Source organism: Vibrio sp. 378, from assembly GCF_033339435.1.
In genome coordinates this window covers 582,604-601,882 of record NZ_JAWOUO010000001.1, presented here as the reverse complement: position 1 = coordinate 601,882, position 19,279 = coordinate 582,604, and the positions used below count along the sequence as shown (strand labels likewise).

At 46.9% G+C, this 19,279-nt stretch carries 1 protein-coding gene; it reads right to left on the bottom strand.

The features are described from left to right. Nucleotides 1-19 precede the first annotated feature (19 nt). Nucleotides 20-18,640: a retention module-containing protein gene (locus R7Q48_RS02565; RefSeq protein WP_318132139.1), complete on the bottom strand. Its 18,621-nt coding sequence runs from the start codon at nucleotides 18,638-18,640 to the stop codon at nucleotides 20-22. Nucleotides 18,641-19,279: the final 639 nt, after the last annotated feature.

The window sequence follows — 19,279 nt, the reverse complement described above, 5'->3', positions numbered from 1 at the left end:
TTTTGTGTTATATACAGGTTTATCCGTTATCAATAACACCGTTGTTCAGCAATGACTCTACAATCTCATTGGAGCTGAGACCGTTGAAGTCGATTGAAGTACCTAAGTTTTCCACGACAATAGTCTGTTGAACATTTGCATCCGTCGTAATGTTCAGAGAAACACTTTCCGTCGATGCATCGTAGTCTGCTGAAATGTGACCAAGCAGATCATCCATGTCGATCATTGAGTTATTGAGATCAGAGATAACTTCACGTAAATCGATACTGTCTTCGTTAACAGTGAAGTCAGTAATGGTATCCACTGCCCCTTCATCAACGGAATCTACCGTCCACTTGAAGATATCGCTGCCGTCTCCACCCGTTAAGATATCTGAACCTAAGCCACCGATAAGCACGTCATCACCATCACCACCCAGAATAACGTCGTCACCGTCTCCACCAATCAAGTTGGTACCTGTGTCTCCGCCGACTAAATAGCTGTCGTCCACTGCGGTTGACTGGTCAATATCGTCGCTATCACTACTCACATCCAAACTAATTTGGACAGGTGAAGACTGCGCTTCATCGCCATTAGATTCCGTTGATATCGCCGTAAGCGAAATATCGTAAGAACCGACATCAATACCACTGTTAGTATCTGTTGCGACAATTTCTAGCGTATCAATTTCATCGCTTGGTACTGTCCAAGTGGTACCATCGAAGCTAATGCCTGATGGAGAAACGCCACTTGTTACCTCAGCACTAGCTGGTACGCCCGTTAGCTCCAAAGACAGCACCTCGTCAATATCAGTAAGCGCCGCCATGATTCCGACAATCGCTAAACCTTGACTGCTCGCGGTTTGGCTAGCCGCAATTTGACGAATGTAATTAAACTGAGGATTGATACTCAATGTAGGTGCATCAGCTACAGGTGTCACATTGATAGTGAAGTCTTGATTCGCTTCCAATGCGGTACCCGATGCATTTTCGAAGTACACGCCGTTGTCTTCGACTTTCACCGATAAAGTGATTGAAGCTGCGTTGACATCTCCTGCATCCACAAATACACCCTCAGAAGCGTCTGTTGCTCCAAGAACGGAGTTAATATTATCTGGTGTGCCCATTAGGGTGATTTCACCAGCCATCCCCGCCCCAACAGTCACACCACTACCTGCTGGCGGCTCGACACGAAGGTCGCCCTCGGTAACTGTAAGAGTCACGGTCATGCTTTCATTTGCTTGTGCGCCCGCAAAGTCGACGTCACTCACACTAATACCCGTTACTTTCTGGCCATCAGCTTCATTGATCGTATCCGTTACCGACGTTGCAGTGATTTCAGGTGCGTCATTGGTCGCTTCAACATTCAACACTGCAGTGCCCGCGATTGTAATTGGGTCTGGAGCGCCGTTAGTGGTTCCGTCATCTGTGATTTCATAAGTGAAATTAACGTCACCAAAGAAATCTGCTGCGGGTTCAAACGTCCACTCTGTCGCACTCACTTGAGTCAGCGTGCCGGAAGCTGGATCCACTAACACAACATTATCGACGGTCAAGTTGTCTGACTCAGGATCACTTGCGTTGCTCAGCAACTCAGTAGCCGTAATAGTTACCGAACCACCATCTTCTTCGGTACTACTCAACGTTACCTCTGATGTTACCGGTGCATCGTTCACCTCAGTGACTTCGAAGGTCGCCGTTCCTGACACCGTTTGAGGATCTGAAACACCGTTCGTTGTACCGTTGTCGGTAATGTCGTAGGTCAAATCGACCTTGCCGTTGTAGCCAGGCGCAGGAGTAAATGACCATGTACCTGTTACGTTGTCGAAATCCAATGTGCCGCTGCTTGGATCAACCAACTGGACATTGTTCACCATCAAGGTGTCGTTTTCAATATCAGACGCATTCGCCAACAAATCAGCTTGGGTAATATCAACCGCCGTACTGTCTTCTGCGATATCAGAAAGTGTCACTTCAGACGTCGTTGGAGCATCATTGACTTCCGTTACGTTGAACGATGCGCTGCCGTTAACCGATTTAGGATCGGATACACCATTTGTCGTGCCATCATCTGTAATGGTGTACGTGATTTCAACTGGACCGTTGTAATCTGGTGCTGGGGTAAATTCCCACTCTCCCGTGCCACTGTTGAAAGTAATGCTGCCCGAATTCGGATCCGTTAACTGAACATTGCTAACCGTGAGATTATCGTTCTCTACGTCTGTCGCATTCGCAATAAGATCCGCTTCAGAGATGGAGAACACACCACTGTCTTCTTCAATGTCCGGTAGCGTCACTGGCGTAGTTTCTGGGGTATCATTCACCGCTGTTACTTCAATATTGAAGCTGCTGCTGTTGGTATTTAGGGTGTCATCTACCCCACCAATTACGATACCTTCATTACCTTGGTCATCGACTGTCACGTCCACCTGAACGTCACCAAAGAAGTTCAGCTCTGGGTTAAACTCAATCAGACCGTCTGCAATGGCATTGTTTAGATCGGCCACTGTGCCTTTCAGTTCAACGGAGTCCGTACCATCACCGCTCACGGTTAGGTTGTAAGTAGCGATGAGCGTTGGATTAAGCTCCAAGATACCGCTGTCGACGTTCACATTGAGTACATATTCAGCATTCGGATCATCGAGTACGGCATCAATGTCGGTAATGCTGAAACCATCAAGCAGCAATGGCGTATCTTCTGGTGTTTCCACATCCACGGTGTTGACGAACTCTGGACGATCGTTCACTGCTTCAACATCAACAGTGACATCAAACTCCTCTGCGGAGCCCAAGCTTTGACTGCCATCGAGCCCAGTATCAACGGCTTGCACTTTGAAATGCAGCGAACCATCCCATGAGTTATCGTTGCGATCCCCAGAATTAAACACCACTTGATCCAAGTCTTGAGCATTGATTTCTAAGACAAAAATGCCGCCGCCTTGGTCAGTAAACACGGTCCCATCAGGTAATGAAACACTCGCCCCATCAGGGACATTGGAGACCTCAACTCTCAGCGTCTCTGGATCATTTTCCTGGTAGTTTGCACCATCTCCGATGGACTCTTTGTTATCAACCACTAACGCATTTACATTAATAACAATGTCTTCGCCCTCATTACCTGCAGCCGAAGTATCGGGATTCACATCAACATCATCACCAATAGGATTGACAATAAGCGTAAAGTTGTTGTTTCGTTCCGTTGGAACTTGTAGCAACTCCTCTTGAATGAAGACCGTAATACCTATCTCAGCCTCGCCACTAAAGTGTTTTGGCGGTTTAATTTGGATGTCACTCAGGTCAATGGACGTCTGAGTGAGATCTTTTAGTTGAATACTCCATTCGCCCCCACCGTTGTTCTTAACAACATAATCAGAGGAATTGGATTTAACGATAAAGTCATCAGGAAGCCCCGTTAACTTGAGTGAAACGAAACTCTCAGAACCGTCATTATCGTTCAGGCTGATCGAAACACCAGAGCCCGATTGATTCAGCGAAATTAAAGTATCTTCGTCACCAATCACCGTGATTGGCTGCGTCGGATCGGCACCTGTAATGGTAATGTCATCAACGACTGGCGTAACTTCAAATGTGACATCGTCAGTGAAGGTTCTCACATCTATATTATCGCCAGAGTTATTCAAGATAGACTGATCAAACACAGCTTCATCAGTAATTTCTCCCTCGACATTAATCTTGACGGTATTTTGGCCACCACCTACGGGGTAATTTTCTTTTGGCTTAAACAGAACATTGTCAAGCGCACCAGCTAAAATCTCAGCTTCATTAAACTCAATACTGGTTCCTAAGCTGTTACCATTGGCATCAACAAACTCACCTAATGTTGTGTCATCAAGCTCTAACTTGATGTTCGTTAGTGTTTCTCGACCACCTTGAGTGTTGTTAAATTGATCGGCAAAATCAACACTCAAGTTAAGTTGGATTAAGCCATCTTCGTAACCAACACCATCCGCCGTGGGAACGTCGTTATTTAGATCAGTCACAGGTTGTTTGTTTGCATCCAAGCCGAAAGTACCGACGATATCTACTCTTACATTTGGTGTGACATCGCTATCCAACGGCTGATCCCCGGCTGAACTCGGAACGTCTGCAACCGGTAAAACCTGAACTGGAAACTGAACATTATTTTCTTTTTCATCACCGGACTCAGTGTCTTTAGTGACGAACCGAATTGGTAATTCGAAATCACCTGCGTAATCTTCTGCCAAGTGCATCGTCAAACCATCAAGGCCAGTAATATTTCCACTCGCATCGATATGGGCTTGGAACACGTATTTACCATTGACAAAGTCGATATCCGTCCCCGTGATCACCAAGCCAGGAGGAATACCAGGAGCTGAAGGATCGACGATAATAGTCAAGACATCCTCCACGCCATCTGCATTAATCGCATCAACTTTCGACGTTAACTGAGCACCAAGGTTAATAGAATTGTCTTCCAACGCTTGAATTTGGACATCATCAGCCACCTGAATCTCTGCCGCTACACTCATTTGCGGTGTGAGAACGGTAGGAAATTCAAGTGTCACATCCGTTTGGCGCATGACCGTCGCATCTTTTTCGTTGCCCAAATCTTCGCCCAAATCATTCACTTCTGCGTAAATGGTTAAGCCAATTTGAGAGAGACCACCGTTATCGCCATCGTCACTGTCATCGTTTGGTGTTAAATCAAGTCCAGACGGCGCTTTAATTGAGAAGTTGTCTTCATTAGTTACTGTCCAACGACCTCCACCTTCATTTAGTGCACCGACGATAACCAATTGGTTGAGGATCTCAGGGTCCACATTGTGAAATTGAACAACAAGTTGAGTCACCACTTCATCTGAAGACGCATCAAACTCTTGATATTTAATGATATGAGCACCAGATTCGCCCCCCATAGAAGTGTTGATCGTAAAGTCAATGTTACCTTGATCGTCTGACTTCACGATATCGGTAGCACCACCACCACTTTCAGTGACAAGCAGACGGGTTTGGTCGTCTATTGCCCCCGTCTTATCCTCTGGCTCAACGATTGGATTAACTTGGACATTCACCGTACCATTGATGGTTTTCTCAGCGATACCTTCACCGGGATTCGAAGCGTCAACATATTCATGGTCAATCTCTTTCACAGTGACGGTTGTGGTCAAGTCAAAGTCAGTACTTGAATCCTGCTCCAACTGGACTTGAACATAGCCACTTTGAGAGATTTTAGCGGAAAAATCTTGCTCTGATTCACCGGCTTGCGGTGAAAGCGTTAGTGTTCCAGAAACAAGCGTTTGTGCCACACCATCTACATAGACCGTGCTGCCTGGAGGAAATCCAGAGATGGTTACATCACTAAAGAATTCATCGGTATCAGGGCTTTGTACGAGCGTCGGTTTCCAATCGATGTCAAAGCGCGTATCTTCATCTCCCTCCGATCGAACAACGTAGTTATCTTGAGCGTCAATAACGGGTTCGACCTTGATCCTTACCTCTCTTTCAATCACACGACTATGACCATCATTCTCGGTAACAATGATCGTCCCTGTAATCGCAATGTTTTCAGTTGAAGAGGCTTCCGGAATAATTTGAATACCGGAATTAAAATTCAGCCCAGTGATGTTTGCTTCGTAAATCGGTTGACCGTTACCATCATAGCCAACAAAGGTGAGGTCAACGCTTGAACCGTCTGAATCTACGACACGAACACCGTCGGGGATGTTGGACAGGATAACAGTAATGGCTTCTGAATCATCCTGTGGTCTATCGGCAACTTCACCAGATACAACCGAGAAGTTAAGGTTTACAACACCATTCTCTTCGATAGTCGTCTCTATCCCGGCCACATCTCCGTCTACGAATCGGTTCCAAACGTTCCCCGCGTCAATTAATACCGTGTCTGGTATGTCAGCAACACCTTTTACACCAACGATGACGGTCTTACTGCCCAGTGACAACACATCTTCTGTCGTACCGGTAGACAATGATGCTGTGTCTTTCACAATGCCTTCGACATTGAAAGTAAAGTCATCATTGCTGTGCAACGGAGGAAGAACTTCGACGTTCGCTAATTCAGACTCTGGCACTTCGTAATAAAGTACATTGCCGCCTGAATCGGTCACTTCTACTATCTGACTTGGGTTTGCTGAGTCCAGCCACACCAAAGTAACCCCATCAATTGAGAAGTTAGAAATACGCACAAATAACGCTTCAGAACCATCTAAGTCCGCTGATGGTTTCATGGTGATCACTTCACTTAATTGGAGTGGGTCGTGATCAGTGACAGGGTCTACCGTATTTTGAGTTCGAGCATTATCCTCAAACACATTAATTCGGTTTACAGTAAAACTACCTTTATCCGCAACTGGGTTTACATCAATAATGATGGTTTCGGTTTCTGAGCGAGCGGTATCTTTCCCAAGCAGTGGATTGTTGTTTTCCGTCGTAATAGCGGTGACATCAATTCTGATTTCACCCGAGAAGTTATCTATCGGATCAACTTGAACTTCATCAATTCGGCTTGCATCCACCAGATAAACACCACCGGATTTTGGTATCGCACTACCATCTGAATAGACTAACTCTGCGTTACCTTCTCCTTGTGTAAAGACAAGCTCGTACACAATGCCTTCAGGGTTACTAGTGTCTTGGGTTTCAGCCGTGATGTTAAGTGCGACATTGTTTCCATCTTCATCAACCGAGTAGTTAAATTCGCTGCTTGCCGTCCACGTTGCAATATCTGCGACGGCAGCAACTTCAATGTCTAAACGACCATTAATCGTATGATCTGGCGTACCATTGTTAAGAATTTCCACGCGGATACGAGGATCGATACCAGAAGCATCGGTTGATGTATGACGATCTGGTACGAAGTACAAGTTATCTAACGAGACAAGCTCACCATTGAATGACTGCTCAACATTTGATGCGTCGAGAACAACCGTATTGCCCACAGATGTTAATTCAATGTAGTTGCCACTGCCGTCTCTGTAGTAGAACGTACCGTTGTGAGTATCAGCATCTCGAATAGTGATGTCACCTAAGCTCTCGTTACGGTCGATATCATGTAAATTGATAACCAGGTCGACTTTCGCAGGGCTAACATCCAGCGTCGACAAGTTGTCCTGAGTATTTGCAGAGTCAACGCCCACAACGACACCATCACGCCCTTGGTCTTCGAACGCAGTAACGGTAGACGTGTCAATTTGCGCATTGCGGTCTCTTATCGAGATATCCACATCGGCATCTGCGATATCGCCATCACCATCGGTTGCAACAACGTTGATGGTGAAATCAATCGAGTCGGTTTCGGTATGGTCAAGATCGTCATTCGGACGGAATGACACACTGCCATCGGTTCGAACAACCAAACGACCGATTTCAGTATCCACTCCGTCAAGAACCTTGTGAACAAATACGACTTGGTCGCTGCCGTTCAAATCGACAGAATCAGAATCAACACCGTTTTGCTTAAAGTAAATGCCTGAATCATCAGCCGAGAATGAAGTCACTTGTGCGCCGTCAGCACCAAGGTCATCATCCCCCTCTACAGGGTCTCGGAATAAACGAACCGTGCGGCTGCCTTGTCCCTCAACACGCGAAATAGATGCATCGTGCAAGGTTGGAACATCATCGGTAATCGTCACTGGTAAGTTAATACCTGCCGTATCGCCATCGACATCGGTCGCAAAGACTGGGAGATCAAGTATGAGTGTATCTTCGCCTTGAGTTGAGTGATCTAGCGCACCCTCAAGCGTAAACTTGTAAGAGCCGTCAGCGTTCAAAACTAGCGTGAATACTGAGTTACCATCAGGTGTTTGACCTTGATAAGTAAAGTTGTTGTTGCTTACCGCGGTTTGAACTAACGTCACCGCAAGACCACCTGAAGTGACTCCTGGTATCGGGTTAGAAGTAAGATCCAGCTGATAAGAGACAACGGTATCTGCCCCTTCCACCGTATCGAAATTGCCCGTCGCTTCTAGGCTGTCTTTGTTGGTTGCCTGAGAGCCGTTGGCAAGGTCATCCTCATCAACAGCCAAAGCATCTGCTGATTTAATTTCGGGAATGTCATCAACTACGGTAATTGGAAGATTCAGTGATGATGACGTGTCACCATCAAAGTCTGTTACTGTAATTGGAATATCAATGACAAGGTTGTTTTCACCTTGAACAGCGTCATGGTCGATTGGTCCCAACAGCTCAAATTGGTAGCTGTCATTATTCGCATCAAGAGACAGCGTGAAGATCTTAGTTGATGTGCCAGTAATAACCGCTTCGTAACTGGTTACTCCACCATTCGTGCCTACTAGATTCAACTCGATGCTGCTGCCGTTCGACGTTAAACCAGACACGACTGCATCGAGGTCTGAAACTTGGTAGCTGACAATCTTGTCTGCACCAGCAACGACCTCAAATCCGCCGTTCAATACCGTAGAATCATTACTTGTCGTGTCAGATCCACCGGCAAGATCATCTTCATCAACGGTTTGTTGGCTAGAGTCTGTCACTTTCACAATCGCTGGAACATCGTCCACCACGGTGATCGGCAAGGTGATGTTATTGGACACATCGCCATCAAAATCAGTCGCGTTGACTGGGAAGTTAATGACCAACGAGTTTTCATCGTTACCCGCAGGATGATCAAGTGCACCCAACAGTTCAAATTCATAACTGTCTGCTGAACCATTTAGCGTCAGTTTAAAGACGGTGTCCGTCGTACCTTGTACATAAGCTCGGTACTCAATCACACCGTTTGAATTTGAAAACTCAACCAACTCAAGCGGTTGACCACCTGAGGTAAGTCCAGAAACAGGCGACGTTAAGCTATCCAACTGGAAGCTAACGATAGAGTCGGCACCATCAGTAACGTCAAAGTTGCCACCAATGATATTGGATTCTGGCGTGTCGTCCGAACCTTGGCTTGGAATATCATCCTCATCCACAGACAAGGTACTACCAGAGCTAATAGCATCAATGGTTGGCTTGTCATCTACGATGGTCACTGGCAAGGTCGCAGTGATGATATCGTTGTCGCCATCCGTGATCTTCACAGGTAGATTCAACAAAATCTCATCAGAGTTAACCGCGTGATCTAACTGACCAGATAACTCAAAGTCGTATTTACCATCTTGATGAAGTGTCAACGTGAAGACAGTCACTCCACCCGGAGTTTGTCCCACGTAAACAAGCGCGTCAGCAGTTGAAGCACCAACGTCTTGAGAAAGTGTTACCTCTTCTCCACCCGATTTCAGATTCGGGATAGGATTTGAGCTTAGATCCAATTCGAAAGCATCAATACCATCTGCGCTAGTGACTTCGAACTCACCTGATACCGTTAATGGCTCTTTCGTTCCATCAGAACCAAGAGGTAAGTCATCTTCGTCGACACGTAGACTTTCAATATTGGTAACAACTGGAACATCATCCACAACGGTAATTGGCAATGTGAAGGCTGGTGAAGTATCACCATCATTATCTGTCGCCGTCACAGGGAGGTTAATAACAATCTCGTTTTGCTGATTACCATCGGGATGATCAAGCGGCTTCTGTAAATCGAACTCATAGGAGTTGTTCGTTGCATCCAGCGTCAGTTCGAAAACCACTTCAGCAGGATTGCCAGCAACACCTTGGTATACGTTCACGCCGTTTGCGCTAGAAGACAGAACTAAGGTGATAGCTTCACCATCTGAAGTCAGTGACGCAACAGGCGTGGTCAGGTCACTCAGCTGAATAGAAGCAACTTGGTCAGCACCTTCGGTGATATCAAAAGTACCTGAAATAACAGTATCTTCTGCACTTGCAGCATCCGTACCTGCTGGTAGGTCATCTTCATCAACGGTTTGTTCGCTGCCTGCTAGCAAACCATCAATGGTCGGAACATCATCCACAACCGTAATTGGTAAGGTGATGTTGTTCGACACGTCTCCATCAAAGTCAGTCGCGTTTATCGGTAAATTGATGACCAGTTCATTTTGGCCATCAGCATTTGGATGATCGAGAGGAGCAAGCAAATCGAACGTGTAGCTGTCATCAGAGGCATCAAGGGTCACACGGAATACTGGTGTCGTCGTGCCATCAATACGAGCTTCGTAAACTGAGACGCCACCTGCGTTTGATACTTCAACCATAACTAGAGATTGACCACCAGAGGTCAGGCCTTGTACTGGCGTCGTCAGGTCAGAAACGCTGTACTCCACAATGCCATCAGAGCCATCAGTCGCGATGAAGTTACCTGCAATGCTGTTCGACTGCGTACCATCAGATCCGATTGTTGGGATATCGTCCTCGTCAACCGTTTGCACACTTGTTGCTTCGATGCCACCAAGTGTCGGTTTGTCATCAACGATCTTGACAGGAATTGTCTCAGCAGACGTGTCGCCATCAAAGTCGGTTGCGATGATTGGGAAGTTGAGCGTTAACTCATCACTATCAACAGCATGATCGATTGAGCCTTCAAGCGTGAAGTTATAAGAGCCATCAGTGTTCACTGTCAGTGTAAAGACCGACTCGGTGCCTGCTGTTGCTTGATAGGTAAAGCTGCCATCACCGTTTGCGGTTTCAGTCAGCGTGACTGCCACGCCTTGTGATGTGAGTCCAGCCACTGGTGTTGCAGAAGCATCGAGCTGATAGCTCACCACTCGGTCCGAGCCTTGTGTGGTGGTGAAGTTGCCATCGATTGAAATCGGGTCAGTTTGGTCTGAGCCAATCGTACCTAAATCATCCTCATCAACGGTAATCGCATCAACATCGGTAATAGTTGGCTTATCGTCCACGATGGTGACTGGGATCGTTTCTGTGGTGGTATCACCATCAAAATCCGTCGCGATGATTGGGAAGTTCAGCGTCAGCTCATCACTGTCTAACGCATGGTCGATTGGACCTTGAAGCGTGAAGTTGTATGAGCCATCCGTATTTACTGTTAGCGTGAAGACCGATTCAGTACCTGCCGTCGCTTGGTAAGTGAAGCTGCCGTCACCGTTTGCAGTTTCAGTCAGGGTCACTGCCACACCTTGCGATGTTAGGCCATCAACTGGCGTTGCAGCAGTATCTAATTGGTAGCTTACTACCCCATCAGAGCCTTGCGTTGTAGTGAAGTTGCCATCGATTGAAATTGGATCTGAGCCGTCAGAGCCAATCTTCGCTAAGTCATCTTCATCCACGCGGATCGCGTCTACGTCAGTGATGCTTGGTTTATCGTCAACAATGGTGACAGGCAATGTTTCTGTCGACGTATCACCATCAAAGTCTGTCGCGATAATCGGGAAATCAATTTGTAGGCTGTCACTATTTACCGCATGGTCTAGTGGGCCCTGCAGAGTAAAGGTGTAGCTGCCATCTGGCTTCACCACCAGTTCAAATACGGCATTGCTATCTGCTGTAGCTGTGTAAGTAAAGCTGCCGTCGCCGTTAGCAGTTTCAGCAAGCACAACAGGCTCACCATGAGAGGTCAACCCTGCTACTGGATCTGCGGTTGCATCAAGCTGGTATTTAACAACACTGTCCGAGCCTTCAGTTGTGGTGAAAGAACCCGACATGAACGCATCATCGTTTTGGTCTGAGCCAATTGAGGCGAGATCATCTTCGTCTACTGTTAGTGGAACAACATTGTCAATGGTTGGAACGTCATCAGTAATCGTGACAGGAATGGTCGCGGTCGTCGTATCGCCGTCAAAGTCTGTTGCAATGATTGGGAAGTTCAGTACTAATTCATCGCCGTTTAACGCGTGATCGACCGGCCCTTCCAGACGGAAATTGTATGTGCCATCAGCATTCACGTTCATGGTGAAGACAGGATTGCCATCCGCGGTAGCCACGTAAGTAAAGCTGCCATCAGCATTCGCAGTCTCTACCAGAGTAACTGGCTCACCTTGGGAGGTTAGCCCCGAAACAGGATCAGCCGTTGAATCAAGTTGGTAGCTCACCACACGGTCTGAACCTTGAGTAGTCGTAAACGCGCCTTCAACAAACACAGCATCAGTTTGGTCTGAGCCAATGCCTGATAAATCATCTTCGTCTACAGCCAGAGGCACAACATTATCGATGATTGGTGCATCATCCGTGATCGTGACTGGAATGCTTGCCGAAGTCGTATCACCATCAAAATCGGTGGCAATAATTGGGAAATCAATCGTCAAGCTGTCGCTGTTAGCTGCATGGTCAATCGGGCCTTGCAGCGTAAAGTCGTATGTACCATCTGTTGCTACATTCAACGTGAAGACTGGATTGCCGTCAGCGGTCGCAACATAAGTAAAGCTGCCGTCGCCATTCGCGGTTTCCACCAAGGTAATCGCCTCACCTTGAGACGTTAGCCCCGCAACAGGATCAGCCGTTGAATCCAGTTGGTAGCTCACCACTCGGTCAGAGCCTTGTGTGGTCGTAAACGCGCCTTCAACGAACAGATCGCCGCCTGGGTCTGAGCCCACACCGCTAAGGTCGTCTTCATCGACACTCAACGCATCCACCGCTGTAATGGTAGGTACATCATCAACAATCGTGACTGGAATGGTTTCAGTAACGGTGTCGCCATCAAAGTCGGTTGCGATAATTGGGAAGTTGAGCGTTAACTCATCACTATCAACCGCGTGATCAATCGGCCCTTCTAGCGTGAAGTTGTAAGATCCATCAGTATTCACTGTCAGCGTAAAGACCGCTTCAGAGCCCGCGGTTGCTTCGTAGGTAAAGCTGCCATCACCGTTTGCAGTTTCAGTTAATGTGACCGCCACACCTTGCGATGTTAAACCGTCAACTGGTGTTGATGAGCCATCTAACTGGTAGCTCACCACTCGGTCTGAACCTTGTGTGGTGGTGAAGTTACCATCAATAGAAATTGGATTGCTTTGGTCTGAACCGATTGACGCTAGGTCATCTTCATCAACCGTAATGGCATCTACGTCAGTAATAACTGGCTTATCGTCCACGATGGTGACCGGGATAGTGGCATTTGTGATGTCACCATCAAAGTCGGTCGCGATGATTGGGAAGTTGAGCGTTAACTCATCACTATCAACAGCATGATCGATTGGGCCTTCAAGCGTGAAGTTATAAGAGCCATCAGTGTTCACTGTCAGTGTAAAGACCGACTCGGTGCCTGCTGTTGCTTGATAGGTAAAGCTGCCATCACCGTTTGCGGTTTCAGTCAGCGTGACTGCCACGCCTTGTGATGTGAGTCCAGCCACTGGTGTTGCAGAAGCATCGAGCTGATAGCTCACTACTCGGTCCGAGCCTTGTGTGGTGGTGAAGTTGCCATCGATTGAAATCGGGCCAGTCTGATCTGAGCCAATCGTACCTAAGTCATCTTCATCAACGGTAATCGCATCAACATCGGTAATGGTCGGTTTATCATCCACGATGGTGACTGGGATCGTTTCTGTGGTGGTATCACCATCAAAATCCGTCGCGATGATTGGGAAGTTCAGTGTCAGCTCATCACTGTCTGTCGCATGGTCGATTGGACCTTGCAGCGTGAAGTTGTATGAACCATCCGTATTAACGGTCAGCGTAAATACTGCTTCAGTTCCTGCTGTCGCTTCATAAGTGTAGCTACCGTCGCCATTTGCGGTTTCAGCCAGCGTGACGGCCACACCTTGTGATGTTAGACCATCAACTGGCGTTGCAGCAGCATCCAATTGGTAGCTTACTACCCCATCAGAACCTTGCGTTGTAGTGAAGTTGCCATCGATTGAAATTGGATCTGAGCCGTCAGAGCCAATCGTCGCTAAGTCATCTTCATCCACGCGGATTGCGTCTACGTCAGTGATGGTTGGTTTATCATCAACGATGGTGACAGGTAGTGTTTCTGTCGACGTGTCGCCATCAAAGTCTGTTGCGATAATCGGGAAGTCGATTTGCAGGCTGTCGCTATTCACCGCATGGTCTAGTGGGCCCTGCAGAGTAAAGGTGTAGCTGCCGTCTGGCTTCACCACCAATTCAAATACGTCATTGCCATTTGCTGTGGCAGTGTAAGTAAAGCTGCCATCACCATTTGCTGTCTCTGCAAGCACGACAGGCTCACCATGAGAGGTCAACCCTGCTACTGGATCTGCCGTTGCATCAAGCTGGTATTTAACAACGCTGTCTGAGCCTTCAGTTGTGCTGAAAGAGCCCGACATAAACGCATCATCGTTTTGGTCTGAGCCCATTGTAGCGAGATCATCTTCGTCTACTGTCAGTGGAACAACGTTATTAATGGTTGGAACGTCATCAGTAATCGTGACTGGAATGGTCGCGGTCGTCGTATCGCCATCAAAGTCTGTTGCAATGATTGGGAAATTCAGTACTAACTCGTCGCTGTTCAACGCGTGATCGATCGGACCTTCCAGACGGAAGTTGTATGTGCCATCAGCATTCACATTCATGGTGAAGACCGGATTGCCATCCGCGGTAGCCACGTAAGTGAAGCTGCCATCAGCATTCGCAGTCTCTACCAAAGTAACAGGCTCACCTTGAGAGGTTAACCCCGAAACAGGATCAGCCGTTGAATCAAGTTGGTAGCTCACCACACGGTCTGAGCCTTGAGTGGTCGTAAACGCGCCTTCCACAAACACAGCGTCAGTTTGGTCTGAGCCAATGCCTGATAAATCATCTTCATCAACAGCCAGAGGCACAACATTATCGATGATTGGCGCATCATCCGTGATCGTGACTGGAATGGTTGCCGAAGTCGTATCACCATCAAAATCGGTGGCAATAATTGGGAAATCAATCGTCAGGCTGTCGCTGTTAGCTGCATGGTCAATCGGACCTTGCAGCGTAAAGTCGTACGTACCATCTGTTGCTACATTCAACGTGAAGACAGGATTGCCGTCAGCGGTCGCAACATAAGTAAAGCTGCCGTCACCATTCGCGGTTTCCACCAAGGTAATCGCCTCACCCTGAGAGGTCAGCCCCGCAACAGGATCTGCTGTTGAATCCAGTTGATAGCTCACCACTCGGTCAGAGCCTTGAGTGGTGGTAAACGCGCCTTCAACGAACAGATCGCCGCCAGGGTCGGAACCCACACCGCTAAGGTCGTCTTCATCGACACTTAACGCATCCACCGCTGTGATGGTCGGTACATCATCAACAATCGTAACTGGAATGGTTTCTGTGACAGTATCGCCATCGAAGTCGGTTGCGATAATTGGGAAGTTCAGTATCAGCTCATCACTATCAACAGCATGATCAATTGGCCCCTCTAGTGTGAAGTTGTAAGAGCCATCAGTATTCACTGTCAAAGTAAATACAGGGTTGCCACCCGCAGTCGCTTCATAAGTGAAACTACCATCACCATTTGCGGTTTCTGTCAGTGTCACAGCCACGCCCTGCGACGTTAAACCGTCAACTGGTGTTGATGAGCCATCTAATTGGTAGCTCACCACTCGGTCTGAACCTTGTGTGGTGGTGAAGTTACCATCAATAGAAATCGGGTTGCTTTGGTCTGAGCCAATTGACGCTAGATCATCTTCATCAACCGTAATGGTATCTACGTCAGTAATAACTGGCTTATCGTCCACGATTGTCACTGGGATAGTGGCATTTGTGGTATCGCCATCAAAGTCTGTCGCGATGATTGGGAAGTTCAGTGTCAACTCGTCGCTATCAACAGCATGATCAATCGGCCCTTCTAGCGTGAAGTTATAAGAGCCATCAGTATTCACTGTCAGCGTAAAGACCGCTTCACTCCCCGCCGTCGCCTCGTAAGTAAAGCTGCCATCACCGTTTGCGCTTTCAGTCAGCGTGACGGCCACGCCTTGTGATGTAAGGCCATCAACTGGTGTTGAAGAAGCATCGAGCTGATAACTCACCACTCGGTCAGAGCCTTGTGTGGTGGTGAAGTTGCCATCGATTGAAATCGGGTCAGTCTGATCTGACCCAATCGTGCCTAAGTCATCTTCATCAACGGTAATCGCATCGACGTCGGTAATGGTTGGCTTATCATCCACGATGGTAACAGGCAATACGATTTGACTTGTGTCACCATCGAAATCAGTAGCAATAACATTAAAATCGAGGGTTAAGCTGTCGCTATTTGCCGCATGGTCGATTGGACCTTGCAGCTCAAAACTGTACGAGCCGTCGGTATTCAAAATTAATGTGAAAACTGCGCTGCCATTTGCCGTTGCGCTGTAGGTGTAACTGCCGTCTGCATTTTGCGTTTCGGCAATGGAGACGGTTTGACCTTGAGATTGCAGGCCATTTAAAGGATCAGCGTTTACATCCAACTGATACTGTACGACGCCATCAGAGCCCTGAGTTGTCGTGAACTGACCTTCAACCAACGTTGGCTGTGATTGGTCAGAGCCTACCGAACTTAAGTCATCTTCATCGACGGTAAGAGCAACAACGTCATTAATGGTTGGCACATCATCAGCAATGGTAACTGGTAGAACAAGTGAGCTGGTGTCACCGTCAAAGTCCGTTGCGACAATATTGAAGTCTAGAGTTAAGCTATCACTACCCACAGCATGATCGATTGGACCTTCAAGGGTAAATGAATAAGAACCGTCAGGGTTCACTTGTAAGGTGAAGATAGCGTCCCCTTCTGCCGTTGCAGAATAGGTAAAGCTGCCATCTGAGTTGGTTGTTTCCGTCAGAGAGATAGATCGCCCCTGTGATTCCAACCCATTGAGTGGATCAGTGCCGCTTTCTAATTGATAACTTACAACACGGTCTGAGCCCTGAGTCGTCGTGAAACTGCCTTGCGCGAGCACAGAGTCGCTTTGATCAGAGCCGATGCTTGATAAATCGTCTTCATCGACGGCTAGAGCCTCAACGCCATCAATCGTAGGAACGTCATCTTGAACTTGAATGACAATTTGCGCTGCTTCTGGTGTGTTCGAACCGTCGGTAATCGAGGAACGGTTACCATCCGCATCTACCGCGTAAACTGGCAATGAGAAAGTAAGCGAGTCATCGTTGGCACCCGTATGGTCAAGTTGTTCATACAAGTTGAATTGGTATTCGCCCAATGCAGGCGCATCAATCGCCACATCAAATACGGTAATACGCACACCATCCAGCTCAATGAAGCCTTCGTAAGTACGTACGCCGTTACTCTCGGACGCTAGTTCTAGTTGAACAACCTGCCCTTGAGATTGGAGTTCTCCACCAACATTGAACTCTGTAGGTTCCAACTCATAGTGATCAATGATGTCACTACCGACCGCTGTCGTGATCGACCCAGTCCCACTTGTTACTACCGCGCCTTCCTGTGAACCTTGGTCAACCCCCGCCTCGTCTAAAGACAATCCCGTCACGTTTTCAATCACTGGATTATCGCCATCAAGGATGGTCATCGTAAAGGTGTTGCTTGCCGTATCTTGGTCAAAGTCGACGATTGTGGTTGGCAAAGAGAGCTCAATTGTATCTTCACCGTTTGTTTGTTCTAACGGCTTAAATTGCTCAAATTGGTAGGTACCATCAGTATTCAAACTGATGGTTAAGACGGTTTCATTCGAGCCCGCAATGGATAGGGTGATAGTACTGCCGTCTTCAGAGAGTACCGCTTCTGTCGCCTGATTATCACTCAATAGGCCATCGAACTGACTAAGTCCTTCTTGATTAAACGTGACCGTTGCCAATTGATCACTACCAATATCAACAAAGGTGCCAGTGATTGGTGTAGAAGAAGATTCAACGTTTTCAAAAGTAACGTTTTGCGGCGCAGGATCATCGCCATCAATAACGGTTGTCGTAAAATCAATAGGCGCTTGAATGCTGTTCCCACCAATATCTGCGCCAGTAATATCAAAAGCGATATTGATTTGATCACCGACGATAGATACTTGGCCATCAGCGATGGACGCCACATGGTCAATACCCTGGCTAATCGTGGTAACGACCTCTAACTCTAAATCACGGCCTAAAGATGTCGCTTCGATCTCGATACAAAGCACTTCGTTACCACCTTGAGTGCCGATAATGGCATTTTGCGCTTCGTCGTAAACGAACGCTACTGGCTGACCACCAGAGGTAATGTCACTATTTAACTCGGTTAACAAAGACTCTAATGAGGACGTTTCAGGTACAAATGAAGCAGTATCAAGTGCGAGATCCCCTGCTTCAACCAGCACACTAGAAGAAATGGTTTGCGGGTAGCTAGATAGAGAAATTGAGCCTTCTGTTACGCTAGATTGCAGTGACTGCCCACCATCAGCAAAGATCGTGACATTCAAACCGTCATCTTCGTCGCGATCATCTTCTCCGCTGCGAGTCGCAGACGTTTCAAAAAAAGTAGACGCGAGTACTTCCGGGTTATTATATTCAACCGTCACGTAGCCAGCATTAGCCGAGCCTTCAGCACCTGCGCCAGCAGCTGTTGCTTCTAAGATAGCGGTAGGGTCAGCTCCGTCTAAAATAGCTTGCTGGATAGCGGCAATATCGTTGGCGTCGAAGTCAGCACTTCCAATAGCCGTTGGGTCAAAAGTCACCAAGCCATTAACTGGAGATTGTACCAATACTGGTTCTAGTGATTCAGAAGAAGGCACAGGAAGACAAGCAACACAATTTGCATCGACCAGATAAAGCTCATTATTTATCTGTACGTCGAGAGAAGCATTATTTTCTGTGATAATAATCTCGCCAGGTCTTAACTCATCCCCCGCTTTTATGACCTTAACGTTTCCATCCAGGCCCAAAACCAAAACTTCACCTTTGACAGCATTTACAATCGCGCTCTGCGGTACCGTGTGCGTACTCATCTGACCTCCGCTAATGGCTTACGTTTCCCATTAACCTTTTTAGATAATTTCTTATTAATTTAGTGCGGCATACTGCACACCTTTATGCGATTAAACTAAGTATTGAATCATTAAACAATCGATAAATACCCTACTACCGAGCAACATAAGTAAAACTTACTCGTAGTCACAGAAATGTGACACATGTGCTAACACGTAGATATCGAATAATTATATGAAATTGATACCTTATTCTAATTAAGTGTAGTTGTTTTAAGAAAAGAAGAGAGATGAAATCATTCAGCTAAACGCCAGACTGCCGGTTGCGATCAATAATGGAAGAAAAGCAATGAGAATGTTGTATACACCGGAGCGTGATGACAGCTTAATCAATATCGGTGACGAAAAAAACGTAACGATTAAATATTGAACAACATAAATTGCAGGACAAAATGCAACGATAAAAATGTGGCTTACGATATGAATCCCCGCACACCACGAGTTCGGTTTTGTTCTGATATACAGCAAAAAAAACACGAGCAAGCTAATAATAAAATACATAAACACAGCACTTGAAAATAATTATCATTTTCAATCATATGTAAATATTCCCTTACTTTCAATGGTGTTTGAGCTATTAATGTCATCGTTATTATCAAT

Excerpts from the sequence above, each read along its gene's own strand:
- R7Q48_RS02565 (WP_318132139.1), bottom strand. The coding sequence starts at position 18,640 with ATGAGTACGCACACGGTACCGCAGAGCGCGATTGTAAATGCTGTCAAA.